16 protein-coding genes are annotated in these 17,362 nt (G+C 36.2%); 7 read left to right on the top strand and 9 right to left on the bottom strand.

Translation table 11 applies throughout. The features are described 5' to 3' along the window. Positions 1 to 4: 4 nt before the first annotated feature. From DO88_RS03915 to DO88_RS03900, 4 genes are read right to left on the bottom strand one after another with little or no spacing between them, the layout of a single operon-like run. Positions 5 to 1,975: a transglutaminase family protein gene (locus DO88_RS03915; RefSeq protein WP_033029604.1), complete on the bottom strand. Its 1,971-nt coding sequence runs from the start codon at positions 1,973 to 1,975 to the stop codon at positions 5 to 7. Then, positions 1,975 to 2,961 carry a DUF58 domain-containing protein gene (locus DO88_RS03910; protein WP_033040478.1) on the bottom strand — a complete coding sequence of 329 codons (987 nt, stop codon included), beginning with the start codon at positions 2,959 to 2,961 and terminating at the stop codon, positions 1,975 to 1,977. The genes DO88_RS03915 and DO88_RS03910 overlap by 1 nt, the downstream gene beginning before the upstream one ends. 6 nt (positions 2,962 to 2,967) lie before the next feature. After that, positions 2,968 to 3,873, bottom strand: coding sequence for an AAA family ATPase (locus DO88_RS03905; RefSeq protein ID WP_033029601.1), 906 nt, complete (start codon positions 3,871 to 3,873; stop codon positions 2,968 to 2,970). A 13-nt stretch (positions 3,874 to 3,886) separates the two neighbouring features. After that, entirely contained in the window at positions 3,887 to 4,270 is a 384-nt protein-coding gene (locus tag DO88_RS03900; RefSeq protein WP_007377149.1) for a response regulator, read from the bottom strand. 529 nt (positions 4,271 to 4,799) lie between these two features. Between DO88_RS03900 and DO88_RS03895 the strand changes: the two genes are divergently transcribed. From DO88_RS03895 to DO88_RS03870, 6 genes are all read left to right on the top strand, one after another. Further along, positions 4,800 to 6,128, top strand: a complete 1,329-nt coding sequence (locus DO88_RS03895) for a hypothetical protein (RefSeq protein ID WP_007377151.1) — start codon at positions 4,800 to 4,802, stop codon at positions 6,126 to 6,128. A 152-nt stretch (positions 6,129 to 6,280) separates the two neighbouring features. Next, the gene (locus DO88_RS03890; RefSeq protein ID WP_033040479.1) at positions 6,281 to 7,585 is read left to right on the top strand and encodes an ABC transporter substrate-binding protein; all 1,305 of its coding nucleotides are present in this window, start codon (positions 6,281 to 6,283) and stop codon (positions 7,583 to 7,585) included. A 146-nt stretch (positions 7,586 to 7,731) separates the two neighbouring features. Beyond that, positions 7,732 to 8,604, top strand: coding sequence for a carbohydrate ABC transporter permease (locus DO88_RS03885; protein ID WP_007377153.1), 873 nt, complete (start codon positions 7,732 to 7,734; stop codon positions 8,602 to 8,604). 2 nt (positions 8,605 to 8,606) lie between these two features. Further along, positions 8,607 to 9,437, top strand: a complete 831-nt coding sequence (locus DO88_RS03880; RefSeq protein WP_002960878.1) for a carbohydrate ABC transporter permease — start codon at positions 8,607 to 8,609, stop codon at positions 9,435 to 9,437. A 10-nt stretch (positions 9,438 to 9,447) separates the two neighbouring features. Beyond that, positions 9,448 to 10,449, top strand: coding sequence for an ABC transporter ATP-binding protein (locus DO88_RS03875; protein WP_007377154.1), 1,002 nt, complete (start codon positions 9,448 to 9,450; stop codon positions 10,447 to 10,449). Between the two features lie 248 nt (positions 10,450 to 10,697). Next, entirely contained in the window at positions 10,698 to 11,657 is a 960-nt protein-coding gene (locus tag DO88_RS03870) for a sugar-binding transcriptional regulator (protein ID WP_002960874.1), read from the top strand. Positions 11,658 to 12,078: 421 nt separating this feature from the next. Here the strand turns inward: DO88_RS03870 and DO88_RS03865 are convergent, their stop codons facing one another. The 5 genes from DO88_RS03865 to DO88_RS03845 form a co-directional block, all read right to left on the bottom strand. Beyond that, positions 12,079 to 12,903, bottom strand: a complete 825-nt coding sequence (locus DO88_RS03865) for an alpha/beta fold hydrolase (protein ID WP_033040481.1) — start codon at positions 12,901 to 12,903, stop codon at positions 12,079 to 12,081. Between the two features lie 458 nt (positions 12,904 to 13,361). Continuing rightward, positions 13,362 to 13,808, bottom strand: coding sequence for a response regulator (locus DO88_RS03860; RefSeq protein WP_007377156.1), 447 nt, complete (start codon positions 13,806 to 13,808; stop codon positions 13,362 to 13,364). A 333-nt stretch (positions 13,809 to 14,141) separates the two neighbouring features. Next, complete coding sequence (locus DO88_RS03855) at positions 14,142 to 14,714, bottom strand: tRNA-(ms[2]io[6]A)-hydroxylase (RefSeq protein ID WP_007377157.1); 573 nt, start codon at positions 14,712 to 14,714, stop codon at positions 14,142 to 14,144. Between the two features lie 48 nt (positions 14,715 to 14,762). Next, complete coding sequence (locus tag DO88_RS03850) at positions 14,763 to 15,395, bottom strand: sulfotransferase (protein ID WP_033029593.1); 633 nt, start codon at positions 15,393 to 15,395, stop codon at positions 14,763 to 14,765. Positions 15,396 to 15,409: 14 nt separating this feature from the next. Further along, on the bottom strand, positions 15,410 to 15,781 hold the full coding sequence (locus tag DO88_RS03845) for an MAPEG family protein (RefSeq protein ID WP_008133520.1): 372 nt from the start codon (positions 15,779 to 15,781) through the stop codon (positions 15,410 to 15,412). Between the two features lie 152 nt (positions 15,782 to 15,933). On the opposite strand from DO88_RS03845, the gene DO88_RS03840 reads away from it, so the two are divergent. Then, entirely contained in the window at positions 15,934 to 17,280 is a 1,347-nt protein-coding gene (locus DO88_RS03840) for a DUF2254 domain-containing protein (RefSeq protein ID WP_033040483.1), read from the top strand. The last annotated feature ends 82 nt before the right edge of the window (positions 17,281 to 17,362 follow it).

The following is a 17,362-nucleotide window of genomic DNA, read 5'->3' on the forward strand; positions in this document are numbered from 1 at the left end:
TTCTCTATTTGGAAATTTTAATTAATTTTATCAGATCTTTAGCCTGAGTTTTACGCTCTTTCGTAAAAGGTTTTTTACCATAGCGTACTTGGTTAAATAACTGCCTAAAAGTGTTTATAGATTGTGCAGAATGAGGAAGTTGACCAGCAAAAAAGTCTAACTGCTGACTCGGTGTTAAATTATCGGGTGTATTTATTTTTTGTTTTTTAGCCCATGCTTTTACTTCATAAAACTCTTTAACCATAGGCGCTAATTTAGCTGGGCGTTTTGGTAAGTTTAAATAAATAAAATAACCTATAAAACAAAAACCAGCTGTTAGTAAAACCATTAATGGTACAAGCCAAATGTTTTTACTACCAAAAATTGATTTTAAAAAATCATTTTGTTTTTCTTCGTCAAAACCAAGTACCCAGCTAGACCATTGATAATCGAGATTTTCAAGTTCTAACCTTAACCAATTAATAGCGGGGAAACTACTTAAACTCACGAAACCAAAATCAAGGTTACTTTTAAATTCGTCATTCAGCTCTTCGTTTTGCGAAAGTGAACCATTTAAACGCTCTGGTGCGACAACAGCAGTTGCATCAAAAATAACCCAACCTTCGTTTTGTAAATATACTTCTACCCATGCATGTGCGTCGTACTGGCGAACAGTGAGCGTATTATTATCTTGGTTTAATTCACCGCCTAAATAGCCACTTACTAGTCGAGCGGGTATACCTGCGGTTCTAAAAATGTACGCGGCGGCACTGGCATAGTGGCCACAAAAGCCACGTTGGTTTTCAAATAAAAATTGATCTATGGTGTTATCGCCGCTCATAGGCGTGGGAGTTAATGTGTAAGTAAATCCCGTACCTGCAAAGTATTGTAATAAGCGGTTATAAAAATCGCGATCAGAGTGTGTATTTTGCTTTAAGGTTTTAGCAAGTGATGATGTTTTTACATTCTTTTTATAAGCGAGGTATTTGTAGCGTTTTTCTTCAAATTCGCCAAGCGGTAAAGTTGTGAAGTTAAAGCTATTTACATCGTATTGTAAGTTTTTAGCTTGGCGACTTTTTTTACGCAATAAACCTAGCGAATTACCTTCAACATTTTGTGAGTTACTACTGGAATAGGCTAAACCATAGAGCCATTTTTGTGTAGCAGGCTCTGTAATAACTGAGTAGCTTGCAATAAGTTGCTCATCATTTTCGCTCTGCGTATTTGTTTTTACATTATTATATTTTAAAAAGTCAGACGTAAGCCACGCATTGCCATTAAACTCATCATGGACTATTGCTCGCCAATAATAAGGCGCTACAGGTTTTTCTTCATTAAATTTAGCTCTAAACACAAGTTCATCTGAGTTTGAAAGCTTTGCAATATCGAATGGATCGACTTGTTCAGAAAGCCCTGTTTTAGCAAGCTTAGGCCCAGGAAGCTGCCAAAAGGCGGACATTTTTGGTAAAAAAAGCAGTAAAAATATAGCTAAAGGAAGCGCTAAAAGTAGCAGTTTACCGCTTTGTTTAGAGGCTATTTTTAAATTATGTTTGGACTCGAGTAGGCCAAGTACTGCAAAGTTTAATATGTATAAACTACTTACAGTTAAAGTCGTTAAAATGCTTTGGTTAAATAAATACACCGATGAGAGTGAAAAAAACGTAAGCGTTGTAATTACATGATAGTGTTTTTTGGTTTTAGCCTGCAGCAGCTTAAATAAACTAGCAAGTAGCAGCATGGCCACAAATAAAATAACCGTATCCGACATGCCTACTGTGTAGAGCATTAAACCTAATGACACACCTGCGAGTATATTTGCCAGCCAAGTATTTGGCTTTGGTTTATTACACAGCGTTATGTAAAAATTCCAGGCACAAATAAGTGAAAGTACACCAACAAAAACAAGCGGTAAATGTGATACAAAAAATACAATCAAACATGCATATATAAAAGACAGCGAATAATTTATTACTTTTTCGTTTTTAAGTATGTCCATTACACATCACCATTAAATGAGCATAATAATTCTAAGCATTGCTGCTTATGTTGCTGTCCGGTATTTGTATTTATTGTTTTATTCGGTAGCTTTAACATAAAAGGGGGGGGTTTTTCGGTTGCTTCACACACTAAAAAGCATAACTGGCTTAAGCGCTGCTCTGTATCTCCATTCATTAACGTAAAATCGAGAAGCGCATTTGCTGTTTTAAAGTCTACAAACTCTTTAACTAACAACTGCTGTGTTTTTGCGTAATGCTTCCACGACACTCTTTGCAAGCCCATCTCTGGTAAATGTGGGATAAGAGACTCAAACTCTTCGCTACCAGATTGTGTAGAAATACCTTTATCGGCTTGCTCATCAAGCATAGAAACATGCGCATCACTGTGTACTTGTTCAAGCGACGGATATACAAATACACCTTCTTGTAATTGAATGTAGCTCCAAACAGTTATTAAGCCAAAGGGATAGTTACTCGCTATTTTAATACGTTGCACTGAGTACTTACCGCGTGAGCTGTAGGGTAAGTTGAGTGTAAGTAACTGAGGTTTACTATCAACTTGGCCGGTATGTTTGTGAGTTTGCTCACTACCTTGATATGTTAAATTAATAGATTGGGTAACAGAAGGGCTTTGTAATTCAAATACAATACTCGGTTTTTGAGGAGCGTAGCTACTAAATGCATCTTTAAATTTAACTGTTAAGCCTTTAGCGTTACTGTAGCCCATTAATACAGCAATAATCATCACCACAAACATAAGATAAGACATTATTAAAATTAAATTATTTTGATAATTAATGCCCATCACAAAGTTTAAAATTGCCACAATTACAAAGTACCAACCTAGGGATGATGGCAATACATAAATTGTTCTGTGTTCAAGTGTAATTGAGTTTTTTAAATGTTTATTTTTTAATAACTTATTAAATACACTTTGCTTAAATGACTTAAATAAAGAAGGGCGCTTAGCTGTTTTTTTTGGCATAAAAATTTATACCGGAACTAATATGTTTTTTAAAATATCGTTTACTTGCGCTTCACCTGACTCATTATGCAAACCTAATCGATGCTGACACACACTTGCAAATACGGCTTGAACATCTTCTGGCATTACAAAATCACGACCATCAATAAAGGCCCACGACCTAGCCGCTTTAGCCAGAGCCATACTGGCTCGAGGTGATAACGATGCAGCAAAAGCGTTGCTTGTGCGTGTGTAATTAACAAGCTCTATAATGTAGTCAATAACCGGGCTACTTAAAGTAATTTGGCTTATCTGGCTTTGAATTGCCGCTAACTCTTGTTGGTCAATACGCTTAGGTAACTGACTGTAATCTCGTTTTTGCATATTCAAAATTAAGCGTTTTTCGGCTTCTTTAGGAGGAAAACCTAAGCTAATGCGCATTAAAAATCGGTCTAATTGCGACTCAGGTAACGGGTAGGTACCTGATTGATAAAGCGGGTTTTGTGTTGCAATCACAAAAAATGGATTTGGCAGCGTATATTTTTTTCCATCAACTGTTACTTGTTGTTCTTCCATTGCTTCAAGCAACGCACTTTGTGTTTTAGGGCCAGCACGGTTTATTTCATCAGCTAAAACAACTTGGCTAAAAATAGGGCCTTTATGAAACGTAAAACTGTGCTCGGTAGAGTTAAATACATTAGTACCCAAAATATCGGCTGGCAGAAGATCACTGGTAAATTGTATACGCTGATACGATAAACCTAACACAGCTGACAATGCATGAGAAAGAGTGGTTTTCCCCATACCTGGCAAATCTTCAATGAGTAAATGCCCTTCGCTAAATAAGCATGTAAGTGCCAGTTTTATTTGTTGTTGTTTACCAAATATAACACTCGAAAGATCTTCTATAATCGCAGTAACAGTACTTTGCATGCTAACCTTATTATTATTCTATTAGTTCGAGGCGCTTCATTACGGTGTCTACTTTTTTTGCATTAAATGGTTTCGCAATAAACCCTTTAGCACCTAGCTCCCACGTGTTTTGCACATTTTCAAAACTGTTATGACCAGAGCACATTACAACGTGTGCGTGAGGGTAGGTAATATTAATAAACTCTAGGATATCTGTGCCATCAGAGTCAGGTAAATCTACATCTAAAAATATTACATTAGGCGATTTTTCATCAATAACCGGTTTAGCTGAACTAAAGTCTACACTTTCTAAAATATCTTCATAACCTAGTTCGGTTAAAATCTGGTTTAGGTAATCACGTATTTCTTTAACATCGTCAATGATGAGGATGGGCTCTAGCGGGCGAACAAATTCCATATGTAGGTTACTTCTATTTTGAATACATCTAAGTGCTTTAATACTAAGCTAACCCCTTCATAAGCTCAAGAACGTTACTTAAAAAACACTAATAAATAAACAGTTTATAGGTCTGACCAACAGCCTATTTTAAAAGGATCACCTGCTTTTATATTTTCTACTAACTTATGTTTACATGAATTGTATTGAGCAATAATGATGTATCTACAACAAATTCCTTAATCCAGAACCTTATTTCCTCAAAATTTGATGTAACAAATTTGCTACTTAACTTATTGATTCAAAAATATTTACATATAAATTCGATTTTTTGTAAACGTTTTGTAATAAAAAATCGTTGACCTTCTAAATTCATTCTGTGATTATGCTCACCAGATGAGCTTATGCCCACAAGTGCAATTTCATTAACTATTTAATGTTTTGCTCAATTGGCCTCATCTATACACACTGAATTAATACCAATTTCATTAAATGAATATGCAATTTAATAAAGTTGGCATCACACACCACACTCAATAAAGAGCTTATTATGTTGAATAATAAAAAGACTAAATTTGCAATTTCTCTCATAGCGGCAGCTATGGCTACATCGGCTCCAGCACAGGCTGATATTTCTGAATATTTAGATCGCGTTGACGTAGACTTTTTACTAATGCAAAACTTTCAGTCAATTCAGGCTAAAGACGGTGCATTTCGTCCAGAAGATGAAGAACAAGAATCAGGATTTGGCCGTATTAGAGCAAATCTAATGCTTAAATTTCATATTAACGAGTTCATTACTGCCGATATAGATATTGCAGAAGAGCCTAATGACTTTGGTGGTGAAGATCGTGACTTTTCATTTCACAACGATTTTGCAGGTGTTGAATTTGACTTACTAGGCCTTTATGGCACACCAAAAGAAAACGCAAATTTAACACTGCGTTTAGGTAACATTGGTGGATCGCCTTTTCAATTTAAAGGTTTTCAAGACGGCGCAGATAACCAAAGTAATGCTCTTATTGGTAATGGTATTACCGATTACGCAACCGCAGAAAACGGTGCACAGCTAAGTTACAGCGAAACTTTCGATAGTGGTGTAGTACGTGCGTATAATGTCACAGGTCACATTACGACTTCAAGTTTCGGTGAAGCATTTCAAGAAGACAGAGGTTATAACTACCGACTTCAAGGTACTTTAGAATTTGAAGGTGGCTTTAAAGCAGGTTTAAACTTATTAAAAGCGAATCAAGGCGACCAGTTACGTTTTGAAAATGGCGTAGCAAGTCTTGATGGTGTAACCACAACAAACTATCGCTTTGGCGATGGTGAAAACTATAATTTCTCAGCGTCACCTTCGAATGAGCGTGACACTCACGTTGGCGCAATGCCAGGGCTTGAGCAATCAATCATCCAGCTTAACTTAGCTTATCAACCATCTGACGAAACTAGCTTAATTTTTATGGTTGGTAAATCATCTGATGACTACACGTTTGCAGATGCCGCTGGTAATGCAGTTGCCGGTATTACCTACTTTGGTACAAACGGCATAGCTGATGAAAATGGCACTACTTTTGATTCAAACAGTGTAATAGAAGGCGACTCATCGGTTGAGTACTTCGTGTTTGAAGCACAACAATATCTAATCCCTAAAAAACTATATGTAGCGGCTCGTTATGCAGAAGCCGAAAACACTTCCGACTTAATTGAACAAACAGACAACACAGTAGAGCGTATTCAAGTAGCCGCAGGTTACTGGTTTAACGATAAAACGCTTTTAAAAGTTGAGTATGTTAACCAAGAAGAAGGTGTTAATTCGGGCGGACAAATCGGTAAAGGATTTGACGGCTTCACTTCTGAAATATCTGTTAAATTTTAAATCATTATCCAACTAGTCTAACTATTTAAACAAAGGACCTAAAAAGGCACTTTGCGGGCAGTTTTATGCGTTAAAACTGCCATAAATAGAATTGGTAATAGATTGAAATTTAATAGCACTTGTTAAAACATAACGTGTATGGGGAATACCCGATGAAAAATAAATTAATTATGCTCGCGTGTGGCTTTATAAGCATGGGCGCTGCGGCAAAAGAAACAATTACAATAGCGACTGTTAACAATGGTGACATGATCACCATGAAAGAATTAAGCAGTGACTTTACCAGCCAAAACCCGGATATAGATCTAAAATGGGTCACTCTAGAGGAAAACATTCTTCGCCAACGTGTCACAACCGATGTTGCAACAAAAGGCGGCCAATACGATGTTATGACCATAGGTACTTATGAAGTACCAATTTGGGGCAAGCAAAATTGGCTAAAAGAGCTGGATAATTTAGGTGAAAACTACGATTTAGACGATTTAATTCCGGCAATTCGAAGCGGTTTAACGATTAATGACAAACTTTATGCTGCGCCATTTTATGGCGAAAGCTCAATGGTTATGTACCGCACTGACTTAATGGAAAAAGCAGGGCTGACTATGCCTAAAGCCCCAACATGGGACTTTATACGCAAAGCTGCTAAAGCGATGACAGATAAAAAAGAAGGTGTTTATGGCCTTTGTCTACGTGGTAAAGCAGGTTGGGGCGAAAACGTTGCGCTTATTACATCCATGGCTAATTCGTTTGGTGCGCGTTGGTTTGATGAAAATTGGAAACCTCAGTTTAATACCCCAGAGTGGGAAAATACCCTTCAGTATTATGTCGATGTGATGAAAGAATCTGGTCCTGCTGGTTCATCTGCAAACGGTTTTAATGAAAACCTTGCACTATTTCAAACCGGAAAATGTGGTATTTGGATTGATGCAACCGTTGCAGGCGCATTTGTTACTAACAAAAAAGATTCAGAAGTTGCCGATAAAGTAGGGTTTGCACTTGCGCCAGATAATGGCCTAGGTAAACGCGGTAACTGGTTATGGTCTTGGACTTTAGCAATACCGGCAAGCAGCAAAAAACCAGATGCCGCAATGAAATTTATTAGCTGGGCAACATCTAAAGAATACACTCAACTTGTAGCCGACAAAAAAGGTTGGGCAAAAGTACCGCCAGGTACACGTAAATCACTTTACAGTAATCAAAAGTACATGGACGCAGCACCGTTTGCGCAAATTACCTTAGATTCTATTCAATCTGCAGATCCTAAAAATCCAACCGTTAAACCGGTGCCTTATGTAGGTATTCAGTTTGTTGCTATTCCTGAGTTTCAAGGAATTGGTACAGCTGTTGGGCAACAATTTTCAGCAGCATTAACTGGCCAAATGACCGTTAAGCAAGCACTTAGTACGTCTCAGCACCTCGTTGAGCGAACAATGCGTAAAGCTCGCTATCCTAAATAGCATGTAATGGGCGGGTAAGTACTCAAACTTACCCAATATTTTATGTCAATTCTATTTACTTGTTAGTTATAAACACTATCAAGGGTTTCTGATTTTCACTTGATAGTTAACAAGTAAATAGAATTGGCTTTTTTAAGGTCACCTTTATGGCAACAACTAACTCGCGCACGCTTGCTCGGTTTATGCTTCTTCCTAGTGTAATTTTATTACTTGCTTGGATGATAGTTCCGCTGTGTATGACACTGTATTTTTCATTTATTGATTACAACTTACTCGTTCCTGGGGATAAAGAGTTTGTAGGCTTTTTAAACTATGAATTTTTCCTAACTGATCCGGCTTTTTTTGAATCATTTTTTAACACGCTTTATCTAGTAACTGGGGTTTTACTTATCACTATATGTGGTGGTATTGGCTTAGCTATTTTACTAGACCAAGCAATATGGGGACGAAATTACGTTCGCATTATGGTACTAGCCCCATTTTTTGTAATGCCAACTGTGTCGGCATTGGTATGGAAAAATATGCTAATGAACCCAGTTAATGGCTTATTTGCACACTTTGCAATTTGGCTTGGCTTTGAACCTATCGACTTTTTTGCTCAAATGCCGTTATTTTCAATCATCATAATTGTGTCTTGGCAGTGGTTACCATTTGCAGCATTAATACTGCTAACAGCAATACAATCATTAGACCGTGAACAATTAGAAGCGGCTGATTTAGATGGAGCTGGGCCATTTAGTAAGTTTTTTTACATCGTTTTGCCGCACTTATCGCGCGCTATAACCGCTGTTATTTTAATCGAAACTATATTTTTACTGTCAATCTTTGCTGAAATATTAGTTACAACTAGTGGCGGCCCTGGTTATTCGTCGACCAATATTACGTACTTAATTTACACGCAATCACTACTTCAATTTGATGTAGGTGGCGGTTCGGCAGGGGGCATAGTTGCAGTTATTATTGCAAATATAGTCGCTATATTTTTAATGCGCTTAATTGGCAAAAACTTGGAGGGTTAATTATGACTATAAAAGATAGCCGTCGTTCCAAACTAATTTATACCATTGCTGCATGGACAATAAGCGGCATGATTTTCTTTCCAATTTTATGGACGTTAATCACCAGCTTTAAGACGGAAGCTGAAGCAATTTCAGCAAGCCCAAGCTTATATGCGTTTGATTGGACGCTCGAAAATTACCGCGATGTACTGTCACGTTCGCCATACTTTAACCATTTTTGGAACTCTGTGGTTATATCGTTAGGTTCAAGTTTGCTGGGTTTATTAATTGCTGTACCTGCAGCTTGGTCTATGGCTTTTGTACAAACTAAAAAAACAAAGCATTTATTAATGTGGATGCTTTCAACCAAAATGTTACCGCCAGTAGGGGTACTTATTCCGATTTATTTATTGTTTCGAGACTTTGCGCTACTCGATACAAAATTAGGTTTAGTGATTGTAATGACACTCATTAACTTACCAATAATGGTATGGATGCTGTACACCTACTTTAGAGAAATACCAAACGAAATACTTGAAGCTTCACGTATGGATGGCGCAACAATTGGTGAAGAAATATTCCATGTTCTATTACCAATAGCCTTACCGGGTATAGCCTCAACGCTATTGTTAAATGTAATTTTGTCGTGGAACGAAGCATTTTGGACACTTATTTTAACCGCTGCAAATGCTGCACCTTTAACGGCATTTATTGCCAGTTACTCAAGCCCTGAGGGGTTATTTTACGCTAAGTTATCGGCAGCATCTGCCATGGCCATTGTGCCAATTTTAATACTTGGTTGGTTTAGTCAAAAACAATTAGTGCGTGGATTAAGTTTCGGCGCAGTAAAATAGGAGAATACACATGGGCAGCATCACACTAAAACAAGTCACTAAAAACTTTGATGAAGTTAACGTAATTAAACCACTCGATCTAGAAATTAAAGACGGTGAGTTTATCGTATTTGTTGGGCCATCAGGCTGTGGTAAATCGACATTACTTCGTATGATAGCAGGGCTTGAAGATACCACCAGTGGTAATATAGAAATTGACGGCATTGACGCTACAAAAACACCGCCTGCAAAAAGAGGCTTAGCAATGGTGTTTCAATCCTACGCGTTGTATCCGCATATGACAGTGCGTAACAATATTGCTTTCCCTTTAAAAAGAGCCAAAGTTAGCCCAGCAGAAATCGAAAGTAAAATTGCTAACGCCGCTAAAATTCTTAATTTGACCGATTATTTAGACCGAAAGCCTGGGCAATTATCGGGTGGTCAGCGCCAGCGTGTAGCGATAGGGCGCGCAATTGTTCGTCAGCCTTCGGCATTTTTATTTGATGAACCACTTTCAAACCTTGATGCGTCACTACGTGTAAATATGCGTTTAGAAATATCTGAATTACATAAAAGTTTAGCTACAACAATGATTTATGTTACGCACGATCAGGTTGAAGCTATGACAATGGCAGATAGAATCGCGGTATTTAATGCCGGTATTATTGAACAGGTAGGCACACCTTTAGAGCTTTATAAAAACCCAGTAAACAAATTTGTAGCTGGTTTTATTGGCTCTCCAAAAATGAACTTTATAGATGCTCCACAAAATGAAGATGCGAATGTTAGTTGTATTGGTATACGACCAGAGCATATAACACTCTCTACTGAGCAAGGAACGTGGGCTGGTACTGTCGGTGTAATTGAGCATTTAGGATCGGAGAGCTTTTTACATATAAATATTGAAGGCAAAGGGACCGTAACAGTAAAAGCAGATGGTGATTGTCCGTTAAAATATGGCGACAGTATTTACCTAAGCGCACCGGCTGATAAAGTATTAAAGTTTGATAATAACGGTTTAACAATTCGCTAGAGCCAATTTTTAATTACCTTAAATAGCACCTTTATAATGGTGCTATTAACTAAATTCTAATTACATAATCCTATGAAACCTAGGTATTTTTTATTAAGGAATGGTATATTTACAACTATAAATAACAAAAACGTTATTAATAAATAGATACTCCAAAATTAATCAAATAATTTATATAGCAGCACATATAATTGAAATTATGTAATGAAAATAAGGACTTAGTTTTCCTTCTATTTTAAGAGGTTTACGTGGTAAAGCTATCAAATACAGAAATTAGAAAGCTAGATGATGCAGCCAGAGCAGGGTGGTTATATTATGTTGGCGGTAACACACAAGATGAAATTGCTAAAAAGCTAAATATATCTCGCCAATCTGCACAAAGAATGGTCGCATTATCTGTGAGCCAAGGATTAATTAAAGTTAGACTTGACCACCCGATTGCTAAATGTATGGATTTGGCCGAAAAATTAAAAAGCCGTTTTGGGTTAGATTCGTGCGAAGTTGTACCGAGCGATCCGTCTGAACCATCGTCTACATTAGGTTTGGCTCAAGCTGGCGCGGCTGAAATAGAACGTCATTTAAAATCAGAACAACCCAAAGTACTTGCTATGGGAACCGGTCGAGTTTTACGTTCATGTGTGGATGAGCTAAGAACTGTTGATTGTCCGCAACATAAAATTGTAGCAATGCTAGGTAATATGGCTTTGGATGGATCGGCTTCACCTTATGATGTTGTAGTAAGAATGGCCGAACACACCAATGCAAAACATTACCCAATGCCATTGCCAGTTTTACCAAGAAGTATTGAAGAAAAAGAACAGTTACATGCACAACAAAATATTACCGGTAATTTAAAACTCGCTAAAGATGCCGATGTAACATTTGTGGGTATTGGTAGCTTAGGTGAAAAATCGCCATTACATATAGATGGTTTTATTGATGCGCAAGAACTTAAAGAGTTACAAGATCTTGGTGCCGTTGGTGAAATGATTAGTTGGGTGTTTGATAAAAACGGTAAGCTTTTAGATTGCACAGTTAATCAGCGTGTAGCAAGTACGCCATTAAAAACAAATGCTAACAAACAGATTTATGCGATAGCTGCTGGTGAAGAAAAAGTGTTAGCCATTTTGGGCGCAGTAAGGTCAAACATGATCAGTGGATTAATCACTAACGAATATACAGCTGAGCGTTTATTAAGTATTGATTAAACAAATTGAGAAATAAAGTATCTGTATTAGTAATACCTGTTATTGTAATAAAACCACCTAATGTCCGATACCGTCTAGTATTGGACATAGCGAGGACGCATTTAAGCGCTCTTTCTATGTATACATTAACTACCTATAATTTATATTATGTTAAATAGCGCAAATAAATACATAACCAAGTTACTCACCTTCATTAATTAACGTATAAACGCGATATTTTGACTGTTTAATAAGCATTAACCTACTTATCTTAATAGTTAGTGCCTTACCCATTTACGGTATTAGCTTCTTGAACATATAAAAATACCGCTTGGTTATTAATATTATCAAGCGGTATAAACAATGATTACCTAATAGCTACTTTACCTAATTAAATCTAAGTTATTGAAAATAATGGTTTTTAAATTATCCTACTAATTTACTAGAATGTTTTATCATTCATAAATTCACTAATAAGCTCAGACACTTTATCTGGATGTTCATCAATAACCCAATGAGCGGCTTTATCTATCCAAACCAATGACGAATTTGGAATTGCTTCTTCTAACATTGGTGCATACTTTGGCTTTTGAAACTTGTCTTCTTTACCCCATATTATAAGTGTTTCATGAGGTAAGCTTTTAAGATCGCCTGTAATAGCTTCGGTATATTCTTTATTGAGCCTACGCATGTTACTAAATAAAGCGGCTTTTCCTTTTTCATTACTCCATGGTGCTAAGTATATTTTCATCAACTCTTCAGTCATTACACTCGAGTCGTAAACGCCTTTGGGCATGAAATCTCTTAATGTATCAACAAATTCGGCTACCGTTGTTTTTTCTTCTACACCTGGTTCTAGCAAAGGTTCAAATTCTGGTATTGGCCAAGAATCAAAACACACGCTATCAATTAAAACCAACCCGTTTACTTTTTCCGGATGATTTACAGCCATTAATTGAGCAACACCACCACCAATATCATGTGCAGCAATATTAACTTTAGAAATACCGAGTTCTTCTATAAACTTACATATTATTCTACATTGCGCATTTATAGATACATCAGTGTTACTTGGCATATCTGATTCACCAAAGTTAAGTAAATCTGGTGCTATTACCCGATATTTTGATGCAAGTTTTGGCATCACATTTCGCCATAAAAATTTATTAGTCGGAATACCGTGTATCAATAATAAAGGTGTTCCTTGTCCCATTTCTTGATAAGCAATTTGATGACCTTCTACTGTAACGTACTGTGTTTTGCTCATGCTTGTGCCTCGTTAATTTAAAAAATTATAATGTTTATTAAACTATAAAATTTGAATATAGCCTTATAAAGCAAATTCCATCCCAAGATGAGCATTTATTAGTTATTAAAAAATTATAATAATTTAAAGTAAAACCCTTGTGATACCTGGGCTTAAGGCTAAGTAAGTTTATTTGTTTTTATTATTATAGAGTTTGATAATTGTGATTGTTAAACCACTTTAAGAAGTGTGAAACGTTTGCTCTTATATTTGCAACAATTACAAAAGCGAAGTTGCTAATACTTTGAAGGAATAATTTGAAGTAATTATTGTTATTAAAGGATTTTTACAAGTTTAAATAAATTAAAGGTTTAATATACACAAAATCGCTAAATAATATTAGCGCTTTGAAAATTACAATTTCATTTTTAGTAAGCTATAAATAAAAAATAGTTTACCGCCCTACTGTTTTTTATAAATCAGTCCAATAAGGATTTAATATTTTCAATAAGCACATTTTTTTTAACTGGTTTTAATAATTGGCCATCAAAACCTAAATTAATATATTTATTTTCACTAAAAGTATGTGCAATAATTTTTGTTGTGGTTTTATCAATGTGCTTTCTTATTTTTAGCATCGCATCTGTGCCCGTAAATTCAGGCATAATTATATCCATTAAAATAATGTCATAATTATTTTGTGAAACCATAATAAGTGCTTCTGCCGCACTTGAAGCAAAATCAACGTTAAAACATTCATCTTCAAGCATTTTTTTTATAACAATCTCAATTAAAAGATCGTCATCTACCAACAATACATTGATAAGTTTATTTTGGCTTTGTGTTATGGAGGAAATGTTATTCGGCATCGCTTTATTAGCTGGCTTTGGTTTTACAAACTCTTTAACATTACTTTCTGATGACATTGATAATTTACTCCTGGTATTTTTTGAGTTTGTAACTTATATAAAATTAATTACTTACTATGTAGGTATATATCGGCAGCTTGAAGAATTTACTTAATAATATATAACCACTGCTCTTTATATAAAGCAATTATTGGCCCAAGTAGTTTATGTTTAAAATTAGTAACTTATTTACTGCTCAATAAGATTTTTAATTGTGATTAGCAAATTGCGATGCAAAATTAATTTTATTAAGCTGTTATCCGTGAGGTTCAGAAAGGCGGGTGTTTTTACTGTATAGGAAGTAAAACACAGACTTGATTATCTATGTTTTACAGTTTAACTAAAATAGTTTTAATGCAGTGCTGCCGTGAACGGGATGCTTTCACAGATTTTTGCTTCAGCTATAAGCAATTCTTCTAAACGTATATCCACTTCCTCTTTTTCGAAGTACTCGTAAGCAAGTTCAACAAAAAGATTTTTATGCTTTTCTTCTGATTTAGCGATAGCAACATAAAAGTCTTTTTCTTTACCCTCAGGAAGTGCTTGTGCAACTAAAGAAAAACGCTCGTGCCCTCTTGCTTCAATTACACCGCCAACCAGTAATCGGTCCATTAAAAAACCATCACGACCATGTCTAAACAGTGCACGAATTTGTTTTATATACGGATCTTTTTTGTCATCGCCTAAGTTTACATCACGCTCTAAAAGTAATTTAAGTACTTGTTTAAAATGTATTAATTCTTCTAGCGCTAAGTCGGTCATAGCTTTTACTAATTTACGTTTGTCTGGGTAATGCGAAAGCATAGACATAGCCATACCCGATGCTTTTTTTTCTGCAGCGGCGTGATCTTGTAAAAAAGTATTAAAGTCAGCAAGGACAACTTCGGTCCATTCAAATGGGGTGTGATATTTTAATTCAAACATGTTCTGTACAACTTAAATAATAATGCGGGGGATTTTAACGTATTTGATTTAAAAAATCTTGTAAGGCAGTAATTTATCTATGCGCCCTTTAGCCGTAGATTCAACTTTTAACGGGTGTTTAATATCGTTCCATGCGGTGACTTTACCGCCCATATTCATTTTTTCAAAATCAGTTTTATCACTTTTTAATGCTAAAAAGTTGCATAACTTTTTGTAGCTTTCTGGTTTTGCTATATCAATGGATAAAAAATCGTTGTCGCGGTTATTAAAGTACGTTTGAGCGTCATTAAAATGTGTTTTATAGCAGTGAGTTAAGTAACTATCGTCGCTAATATTATTAAGCGAAAGCTCACTAAATGTGTTTAAATAACAGCGTTTTATATGAATATTAAAGCCCCCGTCGCCGCGCGTTAAATTAGTGTGCATACGCGTTAAAAGCTGCTTTATTGATGCAAGCCACGCACTCAATTCGCGCTCTAAATAAATAAACTTAGAGTTTGGATAATGAATATCAAGCGCTTTAAAATCGTTAAATATGGGAGTGTCGGCAATTGCGCTGGCATTTTCAAAACAGGCATTAGTATACGCGGTATGCGCCGTTGTAATACCAAGCTCTAAAAATGCGTGGCACACACTGGTTGTGCCGGTACGCGGTAAACCTATTATAAATATTTTGCTCATTAACTTTTCTTTAATTAGCCACGTGTTACTAGCAATACAAAGGCGCTAACAATAATCACTAAAAATGTCGCAATAGTTCCAATTTGGCGATATTTCAGGTTTTTTTCTACTATGCCTATATTTTGAAACACACGCCCTATTAATAATGCACCACCTAATATATGACAGTAATGGCTAGCAAGCCCTTGGTATTCTGCCAAAAAAAGTAAAATTAAAGCAATTGGCACGTACTCCATAAAGTTAGCATGGGCACGCACAGCACGTTGCAGCGTTGCGTTACCACTATCACCAAGTGATATCTGCTCCGCGCGGCGCACTTTTATTACGTTAAAGCTCAAATAAATGTAAAACAATGCAAGTAATGCAGCATAAGTTGAAATGATCATGGCGTTTTCCTGTTATTTTATCGCATAAGCATGCGCTTTATTATTGTGGGCGTGATAATAACATATAAATTTGAGCAGCATTATCAGAAGTTTAATAAATGCCTATGCTAAGCTAAGGGTATTAAGTAAGTAGAAAATTACATAAGGATTTTATGTTTGTACCTCGCAAAGTAGCCGACAGTTACCGTGAAATGATTAACAGTATTGGCTTTTACCCTTCTATGCTTTCAGTGGGCTTTTTAGTATTTGCCATTATAACTATGTCGGTTGAATATTTAGCCCCTATTGAGCAGCTAAAATCGTTTATATCGGTTGTACTTGTTGATAGCGCCGAAAACGCGCGTACTATTTTAAGCACTTTAGCAGGCAGTATTATTTCGCTTACCGTGTTTAGTTTTTCGATGGTAATGGTTGTTTTAAATTCGGCCAGTGCGAGTTTATCGCCTCGCGTAGTGCCAGGGCTTATTACGCGTAAATCACACCAAATGGTTTTGGGTTTTTATTTAGGCAGCATAATTTACTCAATTATTATGCTTATAAATATTAATAAGCTTGATGGTGGCAGTACGGCAATTCCTTCAATTGGTGTGTTGTTCGCACTTATTTTTGGCTTGATTTCATTAGGTTTATTTGTATTTTTTATACATTCAATCTCTCGTGCTATTCAGGTTGATAATGTGTTAAATGGCTTATTTAGCCAAACTAAAAACGAAATTAAAACAATAATACAGAGACAATCAGATAACCCCGTTGAAGACTTTCCAGACTTTAGCAAGTGGCACTCTGTTGTCAGTAAAACAGAGGGATATTATAAAGGCGTACATACCGATAAGCTGTGTGCCATTTTGGCAGAGCAAGATATAAAGGTATATATCTCTGTTAACCAAGGTTATTTTACAGTTAAAGGTTACCCGTTTTTAAAATGTAATAAAGATATAGCAAGCGATGAAGCGCTGATAAATAAAATTCTCGACTGCTTTATTTTTTATATAGAAGAATACATTAGCGATCATTATCGTTATGGGTTGACGCAAATATCAGAAATTGCGGTTAAAGCAATGAGCCCAGGCATAAACGATCCAGGTACTGCGGTTAAATCAATTGATATGCTGAGCATTTTACTTATTCAAAGGCTTTCAATTAACGATATTAACTACTCGTTTAAGCACAGTGACAATGCCCCATTGCTATACCTTCATGAAACAAGCTTTGACGAATTATTACACGACAACTTTACACCGCTGCGTAATTACGCCAAAGGCGATGCATACGTAATGACAAACGTGCTTGAGGCGTTTAAAAACATTTTGTTTATTGCACACAAAGACACTGATGCACGAAACAGCTTGTTTAATTATTTAAATGCGATTGTTGATGACATCAATGAACATGTCACAAATGAATACGACAGGAGAGAAATAACTAATATGCTCAATGCAATTGCCCGCATTAGCGAAGAGCAAGGTGAGAAGTTGGTGGCACGTTTTGAGCACCACTAGGGCGTGTTGAATTATTTGGATTGAAATTTGTTCAATCTAGGGGCGATTAAATCGCGGCGCGAGGTTTGTAACCTAGTGGGCT

Origin of the sequence: Pseudoalteromonas sp. S3431, assembly GCF_000690035.1 — a bacterium.
GTDB lineage: Bacteria > Pseudomonadota > Gammaproteobacteria > Enterobacterales > Alteromonadaceae > Pseudoalteromonas > Pseudoalteromonas fuliginea.